The 19,174-nt window shown below is 62.6% G+C and carries 18 protein-coding genes and 1 pseudogene; 7 read left to right on the forward strand and 12 right to left on the reverse strand.

Annotated features, from left to right (window positions below):
- The first annotated feature begins 72 nt into the window (after positions 1–72).
- Positions 73–1,008 carry a YihY/virulence factor BrkB family protein gene (locus tag ACO06F_RS01560; protein ID WP_421694947.1) on the forward strand — a complete coding sequence of 312 codons (936 nt, stop codon included), beginning with the start codon at positions 73–75 and terminating at the stop codon, positions 1,006–1,008.
- On the opposite strand, the gene glsA is transcribed toward ACO06F_RS01560, so the two are convergent.
- From glsA to topA, 3 genes are all read right to left on the reverse strand, one after another.
- Positions 979–1,938, reverse strand: coding sequence for a glutaminase A (gene glsA / locus ACO06F_RS01565; RefSeq protein WP_421694948.1), 960 nt, complete (start codon positions 1,936–1,938; stop codon positions 979–981). The genes ACO06F_RS01560 and glsA overlap by 30 nt on opposite strands.
- A gap of 156 nt (positions 1,939–2,094) precedes the next feature.
- Positions 2,095–3,576, reverse strand: a complete 1,482-nt coding sequence (locus ACO06F_RS01570; RefSeq protein ID WP_421694949.1) for an aldehyde dehydrogenase — start codon at positions 3,574–3,576, stop codon at positions 2,095–2,097.
- Between the two features lie 178 nt (positions 3,577–3,754).
- Complete coding sequence (topA, locus tag ACO06F_RS01575; protein WP_421694950.1) at positions 3,755–6,406, reverse strand: type I DNA topoisomerase; 2,652 nt, start codon at positions 6,404–6,406, stop codon at positions 3,755–3,757.
- Between the two features lie 167 nt (positions 6,407–6,573).
- Between topA and ACO06F_RS01580 the strand changes: the two genes are divergently transcribed.
- Positions 6,574–6,885: a hypothetical protein gene (locus tag ACO06F_RS01580; RefSeq protein ID WP_421694951.1), complete on the forward strand. Its 312-nt coding sequence runs from the start codon at positions 6,574–6,576 to the stop codon at positions 6,883–6,885.
- 4 nt (positions 6,886–6,889) lie between these two features.
- Here the strand turns inward: ACO06F_RS01580 and ACO06F_RS01585 are convergent, their stop codons facing one another.
- A complete protein-coding gene (locus ACO06F_RS01585) occupies positions 6,890–8,281 on the reverse strand; it encodes a cation diffusion facilitator family transporter (protein ID WP_421694952.1) in 1,392 nt (463 codons plus the stop codon).
- Positions 8,282–8,385: 104 nt separating this feature from the next.
- On the opposite strand from ACO06F_RS01585, the gene ACO06F_RS01590 reads away from it, so the two are divergent.
- From ACO06F_RS01590 to ACO06F_RS01600, 3 genes are all read left to right on the forward strand, one after another.
- Positions 8,386–9,603: an MFS transporter gene (locus tag ACO06F_RS01590; protein WP_421694953.1), complete on the forward strand. Its 1,218-nt coding sequence runs from the start codon at positions 8,386–8,388 to the stop codon at positions 9,601–9,603.
- Positions 9,604–9,685: 82 nt separating this feature from the next.
- Positions 9,686–10,090, forward strand: coding sequence for a rhodanese-like domain-containing protein (locus ACO06F_RS01595; RefSeq protein WP_421694954.1), 405 nt, complete (start codon positions 9,686–9,688; stop codon positions 10,088–10,090).
- Positions 10,087–10,743, forward strand: coding sequence for a glutathione S-transferase family protein (locus tag ACO06F_RS01600; RefSeq protein WP_421694955.1), 657 nt, complete (start codon positions 10,087–10,089; stop codon positions 10,741–10,743). The genes ACO06F_RS01595 and ACO06F_RS01600 overlap by 4 nt, the downstream gene beginning before the upstream one ends.
- Before the next feature lie 3 nt (positions 10,744–10,746).
- On the opposite strand, the gene ACO06F_RS01605 is transcribed toward ACO06F_RS01600, so the two are convergent.
- The 6 genes from ACO06F_RS01605 to ACO06F_RS01630 all read right to left on the reverse strand — a co-directional run bounded on the left by ACO06F_RS01605 (position 10,747) and on the right by ACO06F_RS01630 (position 15,876).
- Positions 10,747–11,529 carry a sulfite exporter TauE/SafE family protein gene (locus ACO06F_RS01605; RefSeq protein WP_421694956.1) on the reverse strand — a complete coding sequence of 261 codons (783 nt, stop codon included), beginning with the start codon at positions 11,527–11,529 and terminating at the stop codon, positions 10,747–10,749.
- Between the two features lie 91 nt (positions 11,530–11,620).
- Positions 11,621–12,331, reverse strand: a complete 711-nt coding sequence (locus ACO06F_RS01610) for a phosphoadenylyl-sulfate reductase (protein ID WP_421694957.1) — start codon at positions 12,329–12,331, stop codon at positions 11,621–11,623.
- Positions 12,332–12,337: 6 nt separating this feature from the next.
- On the reverse strand, positions 12,338–12,868 hold the full coding sequence (locus tag ACO06F_RS01615; protein ID WP_421694958.1) for a DUF934 domain-containing protein: 531 nt from the start codon (positions 12,866–12,868) through the stop codon (positions 12,338–12,340).
- The gene (locus ACO06F_RS01620) at positions 12,855–14,510 is read right to left on the reverse strand and encodes a nitrite/sulfite reductase (RefSeq protein ID WP_421694959.1); all 1,656 of its coding nucleotides are present in this window, start codon (positions 14,508–14,510) and stop codon (positions 12,855–12,857) included. Before ACO06F_RS01620 ends, ACO06F_RS01615 begins: the two co-directional genes overlap by 14 nt.
- 5 nt (positions 14,511–14,515) lie before the next feature.
- Entirely contained in the window at positions 14,516–14,857 is a 342-nt protein-coding gene (locus tag ACO06F_RS01625) for a DUF2849 domain-containing protein (protein WP_421694960.1), read from the reverse strand.
- The gene (locus tag ACO06F_RS01630; protein WP_421694961.1) at positions 14,854–15,876 is read right to left on the reverse strand and encodes an NAD(P)-dependent oxidoreductase; all 1,023 of its coding nucleotides are present in this window, start codon (positions 15,874–15,876) and stop codon (positions 14,854–14,856) included. The genes ACO06F_RS01625 and ACO06F_RS01630 overlap by 4 nt, the downstream gene beginning before the upstream one ends.
- Before the next feature lie 186 nt (positions 15,877–16,062).
- Here ACO06F_RS01630 and ACO06F_RS01635 point away from each other — a divergent pair, with 186 nt between their 5' ends.
- Positions 16,063–16,689 (forward strand): helix-turn-helix domain-containing protein, encoded by a 627-nt coding sequence (locus ACO06F_RS01635; protein ID WP_421694962.1) that lies wholly within the window; start codon positions 16,063–16,065, stop codon positions 16,687–16,689.
- Positions 16,690–16,711: 22 nt separating this feature from the next.
- Complete coding sequence (locus tag ACO06F_RS01640) at positions 16,712–17,413, forward strand: gamma-glutamylcyclotransferase (protein ID WP_421694963.1); 702 nt, start codon at positions 16,712–16,714, stop codon at positions 17,411–17,413.
- Here ACO06F_RS01640 and dprA read toward each other — a convergent pair.
- Both dprA and plsY read right to left on the reverse strand, forming a co-directional pair.
- Positions 17,396–18,500 (reverse strand): annotated as a pseudogene (gene dprA, locus ACO06F_RS01645) (DNA-processing protein DprA). The gene ACO06F_RS01640 and the pseudogene dprA sit on opposite strands and share 18 nt — an antisense overlap.
- Positions 18,497–19,099 (reverse strand): glycerol-3-phosphate 1-O-acyltransferase PlsY, encoded by a 603-nt coding sequence (plsY, locus tag ACO06F_RS01650; protein ID WP_421694964.1) that lies wholly within the window; start codon positions 19,097–19,099, stop codon positions 18,497–18,499. Before plsY ends, dprA begins: the two are co-directional and overlap by 4 nt.
- Between the last annotated feature and the right edge of the window lie 75 nt (positions 19,100–19,174).

The following is a 19,174-nucleotide window of genomic DNA, read 5'->3' on the forward strand; positions in this document are numbered from 1 at the left end:
GGGAGAAGGCTTGATCCGGCAGCACTCCCGATTATCCGGGAACCCCGCGAAACCGGGCAGCGTTCAGCTGCCATGTCCAGCATCCCGCGCGATCACCAGCACTCCGCAACACCCAGTGATATTCCGGCCCCCGCCTGGTGGAGCGTTCTGAAGCGGACCTTCTCGGAAGTGAACTCAGACCGCGTGCTCGCCGTGGCTGGGGGCGTCACATTCTACGGCCTCCTTTCGCTGTTTCCGGCCATCACGGTGCTCGTCTCCGCCTATGGGCTGGTAGCCGATCCCGGCAGCATCTCGCAGCATCTGGCCTCACTGAAAACATTCCTGCCGGACGGTGCGCTCTCAATCATTGGCGAACAGGTGACGCGCATCGCCCAGAGCGACCAGTCGAAGCTGAGCCTCGCGGCCATCGCAGGCCTGCTGGTGGCATTGTGGAGTGCCAATGCGGCCATGAAGGCGATGATGGACGCGCTCAACATCGCCTATGATGCCGAGGAAAAGCGCGGTTTCTTCCAGCTGAACCTCCTGTCCCTCGGTTTCACCCTTGCGGGTATCCTGGGGCTCATCGTCCTCATCGGCGCCATTGCAGCAGTCCCCATCCTGCTCAAGCTGTTCTGGCTCGGTTCCGCCGTCGATTTCCTGATCTGGGCGGGACGCTGGCCGCTCATTTTCGTCCTGATCCTCGCAGCGCTTGCCGTGCTTTACCGATACGGGCCGGACCGGCCGGAGGTGCCGTGGCGGTGGATTACGCCGGGCAGCCTGATGGCGTCGCTGGCACTGGTGATTTTCTCAATGCTGTTCTCCTGGTATGCGGCGAACTTCGCCGATTACAACGGAACCTATGGCTCACTCGGCGCTGCCATTGGCTTCATGACCTGGATGTGGCTGTCAGCGGCGATCGTGATGACCGGTGCAGAACTCAATTCCGAGATCGAAAACGAGGCGCGGCCCGAAACGTCTGAACGGCCGCCGTCAGATGCCTCACGCCATATAGGTGGCGGCAACGGCTGATCCGGCATTGGTGCAGTCGAACACATGGAGGCCGAACTCCTCGGCAAGCGTACTGAAACTCTTTACACCGCGCAGCGAGTTTCCCTTGGCATCGAGCCGGGGCGAATAAGAGGCAATGCCGAGCTGCCGGTTGATGACGCCCATGATGCCGCCGCCCACGCCGCTCTTGGCGGGAATACCTACGTCACATGCCCAGTTTCCCGCATAATCATACATGCCGCAGGTGAACATGACGGAGAGTGTCAGGCGCACGGCCGACACGTCGAAAACCTCAGCCCCCGTTGCCGGCTGCTGGCCCATGTGAGCAAGCGTTGCTCCCATGGCCGCCAGGTCCACCGCGCTCACGGCAATCGAGCATTGCTTGAAATAGACGTCGAGCGCTTCTTCCGGGTCGACGTTGAGGAGGCCGTGGCCGAGCAGGAGATAGGCAATGGCACGATTGCGGTTTCCGGTCTCCTTCTCGGACCGGTAAACCCGGTCATCGATGGTGAGGGACCGGCCCGCCGCGGCGGAAAAACAGTCGAGAACTTGCTCAAAGGCGGAAGCGCCGAGCGTCTGACACAACAGCCCCGCAATGGCGATCGCCCCGGCATTGATCATCGGATTGAACGGCTTCTGGGTCACGGGGTCGAGCTCGATTGCATTGAAGGCATCGCCGCTCGGCTCGAATCCGACGCGGGAGATGACCTTGTCGTAGCCTGCCGTCTGCAGGGCGAGGCAGAAGGCGAGGGCCTTGGAGACGGACTGGATGGTGAAGAGCTTCTCGGCATCGCCCACCGCATGGAGGCGGCCCTTCACGCTCATGATGGCCAGCCCGAAATCATCGGGGTTAGCCCGGCCGAGCTCAGGAATATAGTCGGCCACGACGCCTGCCGAATTGCTGAGCTGCTCCCCCCAGACGCGCCGCAGGGCCAGGTCGAACTCATGCATGCGCGTGGCAATCCCGCGATGGCTGGACGTCAGGCGCCCAATTTTTCACCTCACACTGACCAGTAACGCGGCAGATCATGGCTGTGCTCACCCGATGTTGGCCTGTTCAACTCAATCGATTGAATAAGCAACTATCGGGCCAAGCCGCGGCGCCGGTCAGAGCTGGATGTAGGTGTTCTTCACCTGGCAATACTTGTCCATCGCGTGGAGGGACTTGTCGCGCCCGATGCCGGACTGCTTGTAGCCGCCGAAGGGATTGGTGATGTCGGAGCCCCAGACATTGTTGACAACCACCGTGCCAGCCTTGAGCCGGCGTGACAGGCGGTGGGCGCGGCTCACATCACGCGTCCAGAGATTGGCCTGGAGGCCATAGATCGAGTCATTGGCGAGCGCCACGGCTTCGGCCTCATCCTTGAAGGAGACAGCCACCACGACGGGCCCGAAAATCTCCTCCTGCGCGATCTTCATGCTGTTGGTGACATCCGAGAATACCGTGGGCTCAATATAGGCGCCGCCCGTGTCCTTCCGGGTCTGGTGGCCTCCCGCTGCAATGGTTGCACCTTCCTTGCGGCCGTCCTCGATATAGCCCAGCACGCGGCTCATCTGGTCCTGGTCGACAACGGCCCCCATGGAGGTGGCGGGATCGAGCGGGTCCGCCGGTGTCCACGGCTTCGCATGCTTGGCGATCAGCGCGACGAACTCATCCTTGATGCTTTGCTCGACCAGAATACGGGTGGGTGCATTGCAGCTCTGGCCCGAATTGAAAAATACGCCATCGGCCGAGACCTTGGCGATGTGATCCAGATCGCCTGCATCGGCAAACACGATGTTGGGCGATTTGCCGCCGGTCTCGAGCGAGACATGCTTCATGTTGCTTTCGCCCGCATAGCGCAGGAAATATTTGCCCACGGTGGTCGAGCCGGTGAAGGCCACCATGTCCACATCCATATGGCGGCCCAGCGCCTGGCCTGCGGTTTCACCAAAGCCGGGGAGAACCTGCAGCACGCCATCGGGCAAGCCCGCCTCCGTCGCCAGCTCCGCGATGCGGAGTGCGGTCAAGGGGGACTGTTCGGCGGGCTTCAGGATGATCGAATTACCGGTGGCCAAGGCAGGCCCCAGCTTCCAGGAGGCCATCATAAGGGGATAGTTCCACGGCACCACCGCCGCGACCACGCCGATGGGCTCCCGCGTGATGAGGGAGACCGAGTCCGGCCGGTAGGGGGAGAGCTCGTCATAAACCTTGTCGGCGGCCTCGGCGTACCACTGGATGGCCTGGATCGCGCCCGGAATGTCACCGCCCGCCGAAGCCGAGATAGGCTTTCCAACATCGAGAGTTTCGAGCAGCGCCAGCTCGTCCTTGTGCTTGGCGATCAGCTCGGCGAATTTCAGCATGATCTTCTTGCGCTTGCCCGGGTGGCAGGCGGACCAGCTGCCCTTTTCGAACACGGCCCGCGCCGCGGCAACCGCCCGGTTCACATCCTCCACATCACATTCCGCCACCTGGGTCAGCACCCGGCCGTCAATAGGCGAGACGCAGTCGAAGGTCTTGCCGGAGGCCGCAGGCACATGCTTCCCGTTGATGAAGGCCTGGCTGCGGTAGGAGAGGGTGGGAATCATCGCACGGTAGTCGACGGGCATGGGGTTTCTCCGGGTCTGGTTGACGTTTCCCTTTCCTACCGCAGCCGATGGGAGAAGGTGGCGCGAAAGGCGGATGAGGGCCTCTTTCAACAGGCGGGACTCGTGGCGAGAGGCCCCCATCCGCCCTTCGGGCACCTTCTCCAATTGCTTCGCAACGGGAGAAGGGAAGGAAAGCAATTTACGCTGCTTTTGGCTTCGCAGTCTTGGTTGCCGCCTTCTTCGCCGGTTTTTTGGCCGGTGCTTTCTTGGCCGGTGCTTTCTTGGCGGGTGTCTTCTTCGCAGCGGATTTCTTGGGCGCGGACTTCTTCTTGCCCGGGCTCTTGCCTTCGCGCTCGGCGATGAGGGACACGGCTTCCTCAACCGTCAGCGTCTGCGGGTCCTTGTCCTTCGGCAGCGTGGCGTTGACCTTGCCGAACTTCACATAGGGACCGTAGCGGCCGCTCATCACCTGGATATTGCCGCCGCCATTGGGGTGGGCGCCGAGGTCTTTCAGCGCGTTGGCCTTGGGGCGCTGGAAGCCGCGGGCCTTCTTTTCCGCCAGCACGTCCACGGCCCGGTTAATGCCGATGGTGAAAACGTCCTCGGGCGATTCCAGATTGGCATAGGTGCCGTCATGCAGCACGAAGGGTCCGAAGCGGCCGAAATTGGCGACGATGGGCTTGCCCGATTCCGGGTGCAGGCCGATCTCCCGCGGCAGCGAGAGAAGTTTCAGCGCCTCTTCCAGCGTGATCTCCTCAGGCTTCTTGCCCTTGGGAATCGAGGCACGCTGCGGCTTCTCGCCTTCGACGGCCTCGCCCAGCTGCAGATAGGGGCCGAAGCGGCCGGCACGGCGCGTGACATTCTCACCGGTCTCAGGATCCACCCCCAGCAGCACGCCTTCCGCCGGAACGGCATCAGCCCCTTCGGCACCGGGAGACATGGGCCTGGTGAATTTGCACTCAGGATAGTTCGAGCAGCCGATGAAAGAGCCGAACTTGCCGAGCTTCAGCGACAGCTGGCCATTGCCGCAGGAGGGGCAGCTTCGCGCGTCACCACCATCTTCGCGCGGCGGGAAGATGTGAGGGGCGAGCAGATCGTTCAGCGCGTCCAGCACATTGGTGACGCGCAGTTCCTTGACGTCTTCAAGGGCTGCCGTGAAGTCCCGCCAGAAATCGCGCAGCACCTGCTTCCAGTCGATCTCACCTGCGGACACCTTGTCGAGTTGCTCTTCCAGATCGGCGGTGAAATCATATTCCACATAGCGCCTGAAGAAGCTCTCCAGGAAGGCAGTGACGACGCGGCCTTTGTCCTCGGGGATCAGGCGCTTCTTGTCCATGCGCACGTAACCGCGCGTCCGCAGCGTTTCGAGGATCGAGACATAGGTGGAGGGCCGTCCGATGCCCAGTTCTTCCAGCTTCTTGATGAGCGAAGCTTCGGAATAGCGCGGCGGCGGCTCGGTGAAATGCTGGATCCCTTCGATCTTCTTGACGCCAATCGAGTCGCCCCGCGCCATGGCGGGAAGTCTGCGGGAATCCTCATCCTCGGCGTCATCCAGGCCTTCGGTATAGACCTTGAGGAAGCCATCGAATTTGACGACGGAGCCGTTGGCGCGGAACGTATAGTGCTTGCCGTCCTTGCCATCGGTGCCGATGTCGGCCGTCGTGCGCTCAAGCTCCGCACTTTCCATCTGGCTGGCGATGGTGCGCTTCCAGATCAGTTCATAAAGGGCGAACTGGTCCTGATCGAGCTTGCCGCGCACCGCACCTGGATGGCGCGACATTTCAGTGGGGCGGATCGCCTCATGGGCTTCCTGGGCGTTCTTGGCCTTGGTGGTGTAATGGCGCGGAACGGAGGGCACATAGGGCTCGCCGAAGTTCTTGAGAATGGCGTTGCGCGTTGCGGCGATTGCTTCTGGCGCCATGTCCACGCCATCGGTTCGCATATAGGTGATGAGGCCAACGGTCTCGCCGCCGATATCGATCCCCTCATAAAGACGCTGGGCGATCTGCATGGTGCGGGAGGAGGAGAAGCCCAATTTGCGGGAGGCTTCCTGCTGTAAGGTCGAGGTTCGGAAAGGCGGGTAGGGGTGGCGCTTCGCGGGCTTGGACTCGATCTGGTCCACCTTGAAGGGCTGGCCCTTGACGGCCTGTTCGATGGCGCGCGCCGAGGCTTCGTCCTTGATGTCGAGCTTGCCGAGCTTCTTTGTGCCGATCGAATTGAGCGCGGCCTGGAATTCCTGGCCCTGAGGTGTGGTGAAGGTGCCGTCGATCGTCCAGTATTCCTGGGCGCGGAAGGCTTCGATTTCGAGTTCGCGGTCACAGATCAGCCGCAGCGCCACGGATTGGACGCGGCCTGCCGAGCGGGAGCCCGGCAGTTTTCGCCACAGCACCGGCGAGAGCGAGAAGCCCACCAGATAGTCGAGTGCCCGGCGTGCCAGATAGGCATCGACCAGTGCTGCATCGACATCGCGCGGATGCTGCATCGCTTCCAGAACGGAACTGCGGGTAATGGCGTTGAACACCACGCGCTGCACGGCCTTGCCCTTGAGTGCGCCCTTCTTGCGCAACACTTCCATGACGTGCCAGGAAATGGCTTCGCCTTCCCGGTCAGGGTCGGTTGCCAGAATCAGCCGGTCGTCGGTTTTAAGGGCCGCCGCAATGTCGGACAGTCGCTTGGCGGACTTTCCGTCCACCTCCCAATCCATCTCGAAATCGGCGTCGGGCCTTACGGAACCGTCCTTGGCGGGCAAGTCTCGGACATGGCCGTATGAAGCCAGGACCTTGAAATCCTTGCCCAAATATTTGTTGATGGTTTTGGCTTTGGCCGGTGATTCAACGACGACGACTGTCATTCATGGTCCCGTTCAGGTTTCAGGCCTCATATAGGCATCCTCGGCGCGGTTCAAGCCGAGGGAATTTTCTACCGTCCACACCGCTCTTTCAATCTTAAGGTGCTTCCTATCTGTTTCGGCACGTATAGAGTGAAAAAATCGGACGTAAAGACAACTGGAGGGTGGAAATGGACAGACGGCGCGCTGGTGCTTCCTCGGTCACGCCGGTCTTGGTGGCGGAAGCGAATAAATCGTCCAAGAGCTTTCCCGAGCGTCAGCGCGAAACCGCCGAGTATCTGGCGGACATGATCCTCGAATTTCGCAACCTTGCCCGGTCAATGCAGCTCTACACCGTGATGGTACCGCTCGAATATGCCTATTACGAAGCCTTCGGCTTTGCCAACAGGGTGGAGGTCCCCGCCCACGAGATCGAGCGCATCAAGGTCCTTGCCAAGGCGGGCGCGGAGATGGACAGCGACCCGGACCGTTCCGGCACCTGAATGGCTAGAGCGCGTGCCGCCTCGCGCCCAGGGGTTCGGCGTGGGCGATGACGCGCCTGATGTCCCCGAACCGGTCTTTGAGCCCGGCCTCGACGCGGTCAATGTCGTCATGGATCCGTTCCACCGTCTCGGCGGGTGAGCAGCGGCAATGATAGTGCAGGAAAAGGCCTTCCTCATTGCGCCGCAGGCGGATGTTGTGAATGTCGCTGAGCCGCGCGTGGGCAGCCGCGAGCGCCAGAAGGGCGGCTGAGACCTCCGCTGTCAGCCCCGAGGCCGCGTCCTGGCCCTGAAGCATGCGCTCGGGCTGCGGCTCGATGTGGCTTTCGACCTCCACATCGCCACCAAGTTCGGCGCGGATCGCATCCTCGAGGCCGGTTGCCGTTTCATGGGCTTCACCCAGGGACATGGACCCATCGACTTCGAGATCGAAGCTGATTGCCAGCCTGCCGCCGATCTGCTGGGCATTGAGGTGGTGAATGGCCAGGTTGCGGCGGCTGGCGATCAGCATCACCTTCTGGAACACGGATTCATTGTCGAGCGCCACCGGGTTCGCCGTCACCGTGATGTCGGCGTTTGGGAAGCGGTCCTGAACCGCCGCCTGGATCGCATCCTTGGTCCGGACAATCTCGTCGATCGGCATGGTCCGGGCCACCTCCACGATGATGGAGGTGAACATGGTGGCGCCTGCGGGCTTCAGACGGATGGACTTGATCGCCAGCACGCCATGGACGTCCCCCACCAATCCGCGCACGATCTCGGTGGCACCCGCGGGTGCGGCATCGAGCAAGGTGCTCATGGTGCGGGCCCCGAGTTTCCATCCTGCATAGGCGATGAAGCCCGAGACGATGAGGGCGGCAATGGAATCTGCCGCGGGAACACCTGCCCAAACGGCAGCAAGCCCCACCAGCACCACAAGTGAACTCCACATGTCAGAGGAGAAGTGGAGCGCGTCGGCTTCCAGCGCCTCGCTCGACGTCTTTTTTGCCACCCGCTTCAGGGCGCGCGCGCGGTTGTAGTCGATGATGATCGAGCCTGCGATGATGGCGACTGCCCACCATTGGACATCCACGGAATGGCTTTCGCCGCTCGTCAGCCGTGAAATCGCCTCCCAGGCGATCCAGCCTGTGGTGGCATAGAGGAGCCCCGTTTCAACCAGTGCGGCGATGCTCTCGATCTTGGCATGGCCATAATGATGCTCGTCATCGGCGGGCTGGTCACCCCAGCGGATCGCGAAATAGGTGACGATGGTGGCCCCAAAATCGATCAGGCTGTGGATCGCCTCCGACAAGATGCCGAGCGATCCTGTGAACAGGGCGGCGATGAACTTGGCACCTGCGAGCAGGGCACTTGCCCCAATGGAAACCAACGCAACAGACTGCTTTTCGGAGCTGGACATAAGAATGTGTTTACCTTCCGGCCGCTTTCGCCTCAAGCCATACGCTCACAGCATGTGGGCAATCTGTCTCGGCTGTTGCGGACCCGCTATCAGAAATGCTCGTCTTGCGACTCGAAGCAACCATGCCGACCGATCTTTCCACCACGGACTTTTCGCTGCCGCGCCGCGCGGGAGCCTATACCTTCGCGGCCCTGTTCGCGGTGGAATCCTTCGTGCGCTCGCTGAACTCCACGGTGATCTCGCTCCAGGCCTATGACATTCTGGGGGCGGCACAGAAGGTGAGCGTGCTCTCGACCGTCGTTTCGGTCACCGTTCTCTCGGCCACGCTGTTCCTGCCGCATCTCCTGGGCCGGATGCGGCGGCGCTGGGCCTACACGCTGGGCGTCAGCATGATGATGGCGGCGAGTCTCGCACTTGCCAGCCACGTGCTGGAAGGCCAAGCGCTCGGCATGCTGCTGCGGAACCTGGGCGCGGCGGTCATCAACATCACGCTGCAGCTCTACATCATGGAACATATCCGGCGCACGGATCTGGCGCGGTCAGAGCCATTGCGGCTGAGCTTGTCGACCGTCTCCTGGATGACGGGACCGGCACTGGGCGTCACACTCTATGTGAGTTACGGGCCCTGGGGGCCGCAGCTTCTTGCCATTGCGGCAGCGGCGGGGCTGATGGCGCTGTTCTGGTATCTGAAGCTCTCCGATAATGTGAACGCTCTGCCGCCCGGCAATGCGGAGAATTTCAGCGCCCTCAGGAATGTGCGGCGTTTTCTGGCGCAGCCACGGCTCAGGCTTGCCTGGTTCATCGCCTTCGGGCGCTCGTGTTTCTGGACCACCTTCTTCATCTATGGCCCGCTGCTGCTGGTGGAGGCGGGGCTCGACAAGCGGGTGGGCGGTTTCATGATTTCTGCGAGCCAGGCGCTTCTGTTCACCGCCTGGATCGCTGGCCGCTTTGCGCAACGCTACGGGGTGCGGAGCGTGCTGGCCTGTGCCTTCGCGCTGTGCGCGGCGGCATCACTCGGGGCAGGGCTTGCAGGAACGGCATCACCTTACCTCGCCATCGGCTTCCTGCTGCTGGGTTCGGTTTCGGCCTCAGCGATTGATGGCGTGGGCGGTATTCCGTTCCTGCGCGCGGTCCGCCACCATGAGCGCCAGCAGATGGCGGCGGTCTACCGCACCTATATCGACTGCTCGGAACTTATCCCCGCCTTCGTCTTCGCCATTGCACTTTTGTGGTTCCCGATCGGCGCAGTGTTCGTCATCCTTTCTGCCGCGCTGGCGGCAGCGGGTTTCGTTGCCTGGCGGCACCTTCCGAAATCTCTCTGAGGCCTGTCATGAAGCCATTTTACTTGACGAGCCGGAGCCCCTCGCGCAACACAAAGTAAAACAAACCACGGGGGAGGGACGAATGCCGCAGAACATCGTCATCGGTCACAGGCAACTCATGGCGGAAGCCGAGGCCGAGGTTGAGAGCATGCCGGTTGCTGACGCGATTGCCGTTCTTGGCCAGCCCAATGTTGCGATCATCGACATTCGCGACCCGCGGGAGATCGAGCGTGAGGGCCGCATTCCGGGTTCCTTCCACGCCCCGCGCGGCATGCTGGAGTTCTGGGTGGACCCGGAAAGCCCCTACCACAAGCCGATCTTCGCTGAAGAGAAGACCTTCATCATCCACTGCGCCTCCGGCTGGCGCTCGCTTCTGGCCACGCAGGTGCTGCAGCGCATGGGGTTGAACCCGGTGAAGAACCTCAAGGGCGGCTTCGCGGCGTGGAAGGAAGCAGGTGGCCCGGTGGAGGCCGTTGAAAAGAAATGAGCAACATCCACCTCGTCATCGGCAACAAGAATTACTCCTCCTGGTCACTCCGGCCCTGGATGGCGCTCAGCATGGCGGGAATTCCCTTTCGCGAAACGGTGATCCCCCTCGACACGCCCGAAACGGCAGCCCTGATCGCGGAGCATTCGGGCGCGGGCCGTGTTCCCGTGCTGCACCATGGGCGCCAGGTGGTGTGGGAGTCCCTCGCCATCATGGAATATCTGGCGGAGCTCTTCCCTGAAAAGCACCTCTGGCCCAAGACCTCCTCCGCGCGCGCCGTTGCGCGGGCCGTTTCGAATGAAATGCATGCGGGCTTCTCGGCCCTGCGCAATGCCTGCCCGATGAACATCAGGCGTCCGCCCAGACCTGTGCCGATGAGCGAGGCCGTCAACCGGGACGTGGCCCGCATTGAGCAGTTGTGGCGGCATTGCCGGAGCAAATTCGGCAAGGGCGGAAAATTCCTCTTCGGCCGCTTCTCCATTGCTGACGCCATGTATACGCCCGTGGTCTCGCGCTTCGAAACCTTCATGGTGCCGGTGGCGGAAGATACCCGCGCCTATATGGACGCCGTTCTAAACACCCCCGCCTTCACCTCCTGGCGAGAAGCAGCGCTGAAGGAAAGCTGGATCGTCCCGTCTGACGAAGTAGACTAGCTCTCAAGCAAAGGTCTTCCAAATCTGCCAGGCCGAGATGGCGCAGATCGTCACGCCCGCCGCAATCATCAGCGGCGTCCGCGGTGCGACTTGCAGAAGCCAACCGGCAAAGAGGGCCGACGGAATGCCGCCGATCACCAGCCCCGCGACGGCCGCGAGGTGATTGGCGGGCCCATTCGCCTCATGCCACATGCCCAGCACCGCGGTTGCTGCGAAAGCCGAAATGATGGTGCAGGTAACCACGAACTGCGCAGCATTCACTGTGCCGACGACGAAGCGGGGTGCCGCACCCGCACCGATGAGGCTCGAGGTGACGACCAGTCCCCAGCCGCCCCCGTCGAAAGCGTCGAGGAAGCCGCCCACCGTTCCAACGGGCGCCACGAATGCGCCTGACGGCGTCTTCTTCACGGCGGGCATGGTGCCGCGCCAGATGATGATGAGGCCCATGAGGAAGAGATAGGCAAACATGTAAGGCCGCGTCGCGCCGGGCGGAACGCTGATGAGGAGCATGGCGCCCAACACCCCGCCAATGGCACCCGCGATGCTGAGGATGACGAGAAGCCGCCGGTCCACATTGCCGTTGTAGATATGGGAAAGTCCTGAGGCGGCGGAGGTGAAGATCTTGGAGCCATTGACGCTGGCGGAGGTGTGGGCGGGAGCCACACCCGTGGCCAGCAGCACCGTTGAGGCGATGATGCCATAGCCCATGCCCAGCGCGCCATCGACGATCTGCGCAAAGAAGCCGACGGTGGCAAAGAGAAGGAAGTCGCTGGCCCAGGAATTCATCGCGGGACTATAACCGGCTTTTGGCGATTTGCACCGGGCCGGCCGGGCAGTTTTTTACGTAACTTAGTTCCTTTGGACCGGCCTGAGCCCGCTAGTGGCGCGCAGCCGCCGGCACGGTGATCGTTTCGCCATTGTGTGACCAATGGATGCCGCACTCGGTCTTGCCTGACCCCGCCCAGCGACCGGCACGCGGGTCAGCGGCAGAACCGCCAGGCGTGGTGCAGGGCTCGCAGCCGATCGAGAAATAGCCGATCCCCGTGAGCGGGTGGGCGGGCAGGTCATGCGCCGACATATAGGCCCCGATGTCCAAAGCGGAAAATCCGGCGAGCGGCTCCACCTTGAGGCGTCCATCAGTGATCGCCAGGAAATCGAGCGTGGCCCGCGCCGCGCCATGGTAGCGCTTGCGGCCCGAGATGGTGACGTCATAGCCTTCAAGCGCCTTCTGCAGCGGCAGCGTCTTCCGGATGTGGCAGCACTGGTCCGCATTCAGCGTGTGAAGCTTGCCTTCCGCATCCTGACTGGCCAGATCCGCTGGATCCGGAGCAATGGTGCGCACGCCCGTGAGACCCAGCCGGTCGATCAGCATCGCGCGGTAGGAGAGCGTTTCCCAGAAATGCTTTCCCGTATCGAGGAAGATGATAGGCGTTGCCTTGTCGACCTCGGAAACCATGTGCAGCAGCACGGCCGATTCCGCGCCGAAGGACGAGACCACGGCAGCGCGGCCGGGAAAGTCCCTGAGGATCGGCCCCAGCAACTGCTGGCCTTCGAGGCCCGCGTAGCTTTCAAAGATGAATTTGTCCACGGCGATTTATCCAGCGTGCGGCTGCTCGAGCCAGGGCTCGGCATCGGTGTGGCGCTCGGTCCAGATTTCGGCTTCGTTCGCACGTCGGAACAGTCCGCGCTGATAGGCAAGGGACATCTGGTGCGAAGCCTTTTGCCAAGTCTCGAGCGGAAAGCGCTCGCCGATCTCGAAAGAGTCAAAGCCCACCTGCAGCATGAACTGCAGCTGATCGGGCAGTACATTGCCGGTAGCGCGGAGTTCGCCCTTGTAGCCCATCTCGCGGAGGCTGCGGGCAATCGAATAGGCCCGGCCATCGTTGAAGGCGGGAAAGGGCAGCACGATCAGCGACAGGCGGGGCAGCATGTTGGCGAGTGATTCCGGCTTGTCCGTGTTGCTGAAGCGAAGGCCCAGCCTGCCCGGCCTGCTGGAAAGCGTGTCCCAGTCCGTCTGAAGGCGCGCAAATGGAACGGAGACGTCGCCGGCGGCGGGCAATTCGCCCTCAGCCTCGGCGTGCGTCCAGCTATCCGGCACAAGCACGTTATTCTTAAGCAGTGGCATAGAGTGCCTCCTTGAAAGGCTTGGGCCCAACACGGCGGTAGGCGGCAAGGAATTCCTCGCCGGGTTCGCGCAGTGCCAGATAGGTGTCGAGGATGGTTTCGATGGCGTCAGCCACCTCATGTCCGGCAAAGCCTGGTCCCAGGATGGTGCCGATCGAGGCATTCTCCGCGGAGGAGCCGCCGAGCGTGATCTGGTAGAATTCCTCGCCCTTCTTGTCGAGGCCGAGGATGCCGATATGGCCCACATGATGATGGCCGCAGGCATTGATGCAGCCCGAGATGTTGATCTTGATCCTGCCGATTTCATCCTGCTTGGCGGAATCCGCGAATTTGCGCGAGATCGACTGCGAAATGGGAATGGAGCGGGCGGTTGCCAGCGCGCAATAATCGAGGCCGGGGCAGGCGATAATGTCGCCCGCGAGCCCGTAATTTGCGGCGGCGAGATCGGCCTTCTCCAGTGCCTGCCACACGGTGAAGAGATCATCCTTCTTCACATGCGGAAGCACGATGTTCTGGGCATGGCTCACGCGCAGCTCATCGAAGCCGTAACGCTCTGCCAGATCGGCCATCACGCGCATCTGCTCCGAGGTGGCGTCACCCGGAATGCCGCCGTCCGGTTTGAGCGAGACGTTGACGATCGCATAGCCATCCACACGGTGTGGCCCCAGATTGTTCTTGGCCCAGCGTGCAAAGGCTGGGTGTTCGAGCTTCGCCGTCTCGAAGCTTGCAGACCAGCGCGGCAGCTTTTCGAATTCGGGGGCGGCGAAATAGGCGGCGATGCGGGCGAGCTCACGCTCCTCGACTTCGGTTGAAGGGTGGGGCCTTCTGGCATATTCGGCCTCGACCTCTTCCTTGAACTTTGCAGCCCCGATCTCGTGCACCAGGATCTTGATGCGCGCCTTGTACTTGTTGTCGCGCCTGCCATAGAGATTGTAGACGCGCATGATGGCTTCCAGATAGCCCACCAGCTCATGCTGGGGCAGAAAGTCCCGCACGGTCACGCCCACCATGGGCGTGCGGCCCAGGCCGCCACCCACGATCACTTCCCAGCCGATGGTTCCATCCGCAGCCTTGTGCAGGCGGAGGCCAATGTCATGAACCTTTACTGCGGCGCGGTCGTTGGGCGCACCCGTCACCGCGATCTTGAACTTGCGCGGCAGGAAGGAGAATTCAGGGTGGAGCGAAGACCACTGCCGCAGCAGTTCTCCCACTGGGCGCGGGTCGGCGATTTCATCGGCAGCAGCGCCCGCCCAGTGGTCCGTCGTCACATTGCGGATGCAATTGCCCGAGGTCTGGATCGCATGCATCTCGACGTCTGCCAGCGCGTCCAGAATGTCGGCTGTTTCTTCCAGCTTTATCCAGTTGAACTGGATGTTCTGGCGCGTGGTGAAATGGCCGTAGCCCTTGTCCCATTTGTCTGCAATCAGCGCCAGCTGGCGCATCTGCCGGCCCGACAGCGTGCCATAGGGAATGGCGATGCGCAGCATATAGGCATGGAGCTGCAGGTAGAGGCCGTTCATCAGCCGCAGCGGACGGAATTCATCCTCGGTCAGCGCATCCGACAGGCGGCGCTCCGCCTGGTTGCGGAACTGGTTGGTCCGTTCACGGACGAACTGGTGGTCGAACTCGTCGTAGCGGTACATCGGTCTTACTCTCCCTCAGGTGCGGCAAAGCCTGCACCCTTGCCTTCGGCCTGCTTGCCGAGGTCCAATCTCACGGTTGGGCCCAGGGCCCGCATGCGCTCACGGATATGGGCTGCGCGCACGCGCCCATTGAGGCGCTCGGCGTCGATCAGATAGGAGCCCGTCACCACCGTCTTGCGCTCGTCCTCGCGGGCGCGGGCTTCCAGCGCCGCGGCGGCCTGGGGTTCCAGCGCCAGAACGGCCTCGTCGATCACTTCGCTCCAGCCGCCGGAGCGCGTGAGGAAGACGGCGATCCCGTCCCTCAGGCGGTTGGCGGTGACAAGTTGGCCTTTCTCGGGCGTGGTCATGATGCAGCTCTCAAAAATTCTTCACGAATGTCTTCGCGGACGGGAAAGGGAACGGGCTCCACGGCTTTTGGCTGAGCGACGGCGGGCATGGTTTCGAAGGCAATGCCTTCGGCCGCGACCGAAACCGTTTCCTCAAGCGACGGTTCGCCGGCGGAAAGCCGGACGGCGAGCTTGCCGGCCCTGGCTTCCGCAATCAGCAGATCGGTCGCACCATCATAAAGCTCGCCCTTGACGGCAATCCGGACGGCATCGCGCCGCGCCATTTCGAGGATGGCGGCAGGCACATGCGCGTCATGGATGATTACATCCGCCTCATGCAGCTTACGCTGCGCCTTGATGGTGAGCAGTTCCGGGTCTTCCGAGCCCAGCCCCACAAAGGCGACGCGGCCCTGAGCCGGCTGCGCTTCCTCCGCAAAGAGGTTTTCGACACCGGCCAGATAATTGCAGGATTGGCCCGCCAGGAAAGCCTCGCGCACATCGCCGAAGAAGAAACGATACCAGAAGGAGCGGCGCTGGCTGCCAGGCGGAATGGCGCCCGCCACGCGTTCGCGCAAGGCGGCGGCGGCGCGGGCGAGATCTCCCAGCCCTTGCGGCAGCATCGCATCGATCCGGGCGCGGAGGCCCTGGCCCAGGATTGGGGCGGTCCCTTCGGTGCCGATTGCCACCACGACGGGGCTGCGGTCCACGATCGAGGGCACGATGAAGGTTGAAATGTCAGGGTTGTCGACCGCATTGACGGGAATGCCCAGTGCCTGCGCGTCCTCTGCAACCCGTGCATTGAGGGCGGGATCGGCCGAATAGACCAGTGCCGCGCCTTCGAGCAGGCCCGCATGATAGCCGCGGGATATCCAGTTCACCCGGGCGAGTCGTGCGAGTTCCGGGTGAAGCTCAGGGGCAATGACGTTGATGTGGGCGCAGGTCTTCATCAGCAGGCGGATCTTGCGCAGGGCTTCCTCGCCGCCGCCGATGACGGTTACGGGCCTGTCCTTCAGATCGATGAAGATGGGAAAATAGCGCATCCCGGCTGCTCCCTTTGCTCTCGCGTTCGCTGTTCCAAACGTTCGGTCTTCCGTACAGGTCCCACCGGAAACACACGATTTCGTTTGAACTACGGAACGAAAACGCGCTATCACGGGATCCAAGGAACACCCAACCAAGGTGTTGTTCGTTTTAACGAACAACAGTTCTAAGTTCAGGACGACGAAATGTCAACGCGTCGCGGCAGGAAAAACCCACCCTCACAGGACTTTGATCCGACACCGTCTTTAGGGATCACCATCCAGCGGTTGCGCAAGGCCTACAACATGTCCCTGGGGGACTTGTCTGAGCAATCTGGGGTCGCAAAGTCGATCATTTCCCAGATCGAGCGGAACGAGACGAACCCCACGCTGTCGACGGTCTACCGGCTTTCCCGGGCGCTCGACACGACGATTGACGAAGTTCTCCGCACCAAGGGCGCGCAGGTGTTCCTCGAGCATCAGACGAAATCTGGGGTGCCCATTCTCGAAAGCCAGGATGGGCTCTGCCGGCTGGCCATTACGGGCCCCCTGAACCTGGTGGACCAGGTGCAGTTGTACGATTTCCGGGCCAAGACCGCGGGCGTTCTTGAATCAGACCCTCACCCGCCGGGCACCGTTGAGCACCTCTATATTCTGGCAGGTGAGCTCGATGTGACCTCGGGGGACGATACCAAGCGCGTGAAACTCGGCGAGACTCTGCGGTTCCGGGGCGACCTGCCGCACAAGATCGTCAATGTCGGCGAGGGCGAAGCGCATGCCACCATGATGCTGGTGCTGCGGCAGCTCGGCGCCGGGGATTCCCCTTCGAACTAGACCGCAGGAAAGAAGGGGAACAATGCGCAGGAAGGTTGTTCTCACGCCGGAACTCATTGCGCTGGTCGAGCGCAAGGTGCCGCAAGATCATCTGCCGCCCGATCCTGACCGCGAGCCGATGCGCGATGAAGATTTTACCGAATATGTCACGACAATTCTGCAGCAGCACGGGCCGGGCCCAGTCCACATCTTCGCCTATGGCTCGCTTCTGTGGAATCCCGGCTTTGACTTCGACGCACGCATTCCGGCCCGGCTGAGGGGTTGGCACCGCGCCTTCTGCATCAAGCTGTCGCGCTTCCGCGGCTCGCCCGAGCAGCCGGGGCTGATGCTCGCTCTCGATCATGGCGGCTCGTGCAAGGGCGAGGTCTTCCTCATTCCCGAGGCCTCGGCTGCAACGGAGCTTGAGAAGCTGCTCCGCCGCGAAGTGCCGTTCCGCCGCATCGCCAGCGCCTGGCGCTGGGTCGATGTGGATATGGAAGGCCGCCGCCAGCGGGCACTCACCTTTTATGCCGGCATGCGGCGCGACCGTTTCTATGTGAATCTGCCGCTCCATGCCCAGGCCCATATGCTGGCGCGGGCGGCGGGCTTTGGCGGCTCCGGTGCGGCCTATCTCCACTACACCGTGGCGAAGCTCGAGGAACTCGGCATCCACGATACCTATCTCTGGGAGTTGCAGCATCTGGTGGCGGCAGAAATCAACGGGCTCTCACGCGAGCGAAACTGAGCCGTTGGCATGCCTGGTGATCCGCCCCGCCAGCGCCAGCTCAAGGAGGAGGGCCGAAAGCGTTGCCGCTTCGATGCCGCTTTCCCGCACCAGATCATCGGTATCGATGGGAGAGGGCGAGAGAAGCTCAAAGTAGCCGGCGCATGTCCGCCTGATCGGGCTCACGCGGCGCAATGGGCTCCGGCTCTGGTTCAAAGAAATCCATCTGCGGCGGCCGGCGCGTGGCACCCAGTGCATCCAGCACGTCCCGCGCACTCATCAGCAACGTAGCGCCATCGCGGATCAGCCGGTTCGTTCCCTCGCAGCGGGGGTCCAGCGGCGAGCCCGGCACTGCAAACACCTCCCGGTTCTGGTCGGCCGCATAGCGCGCGGTGATCAGCGAGCCTGAGCGCATGGCGGCCTCCACCACGACCAACGCGCGGGCGATGCCGGAAATGATGCGGTTCCGGCGCGGGAAGAAATCGGCCTTGGGTTCCGTCCCCGGCACCTGCTCCGAGATGATCACCCCGCGCGTGCCGATCGCTGCATGTAGCGCCTGGTTTTCGGGCGGGTAGACGACGTCGATCCCGCCGGCGATCACGGCGATGGTGCCGGTCTCGAGTGAGGCCTCATGCGCCGCCGTGTCAATGCCGCGCGCAAGCCCCGAGACGATCACATGGCCCGTCACACCAATGTCGCGGGCGAGCTGACGGGAGAATTTCCGGGCGATGGCGGAAGCATTGCGGGCGCCGACGATGGCAACACCGCTCTTCGCCAGAAGCGCCATGTCGCCCTTGGCGCAGATGATGGGGGGTGCCGTATCCGTCTCCCGCAGCAGGGCGGGGTAGTGGGGCTCGGTCATGCCGATGAAACGGGCGCCTATCGCATCGGCCCTGGCAATCGCCTGTTCGGCCATGTCGCGCCCATAGATCCGCGGCGGGCGGCTGAGGCCCCCCTTGCGCGTCAGGTCCGGCAAGGCGTTCAGCGCCGCGGAGGCGGTGCGAAATCGTTTGAGAAGCGCTTTGAAGGTGGAGGGCCCGACATTTTCACTCTTCGAGAGGCGGAGCCAGTCACGGCGCTCCTCGTCGCTGAGCGGGCCCGCCGTCATGCAGGCTTGGACTTACCGATGCGCGGTTCCTCGCCCTTGAGGATGCGCGCGATGTTGGCCCGGTGGGTGATGAAAACCGCTGCCCCCATGATCGCTGCCGGCAGCACCAGATCGAACTGGCCCAATGCATAGGCAGCGAGCGGCGAGACGAAGCTCGCGCTGAGGGCGGAGAGGGAGGACATGCGGAAGACCAGCGCCATCACGATCCACACCGCAATGAAAATCAACCCAAGCGGCCAGTAGAGGCCGAAGAGCACACCGATGGAGGTGGCCACCCCCTTACCGCCCTTGAAGCCCAGCCACATGGGGAAGAGATGCCCGAAGAAGGCTGCAAGCCCGGCGAGGATTGCAGCCTGCGGTCCGAAGAGCCATCCCATCAGCAGGGCAGGGACCGTTCCCTTCAGCGCATCGAGAATGAGGGTGAGTGCTGCCACCTTCTTGTTGCCGGTGCGCAGCACGTTGGTGGCCCCGATATTGCCGGAACCGATGGTGCGAATGTCACCCAGCCCCGCCGATTTGGTGAGGATCAGCCCGAAGGGGATGGTGCCGCAGAGATAGCCGAACACCAGCGATATAATCATGTCGAGGGCGGAACCCATCAGTCACCCATGCACTCAGTTCAAACATCCGTATACGAACCATTCTCTCCCCCTCCCCACAAGGGGAGGGGAACC

The sequence above is a fragment of the Aestuariivirga sp. genome (assembly GCF_965227715.1).
Classification (GTDB): Bacteria; Pseudomonadota; Alphaproteobacteria; order Rhizobiales; family Aestuariivirgaceae; genus Aestuariivirga.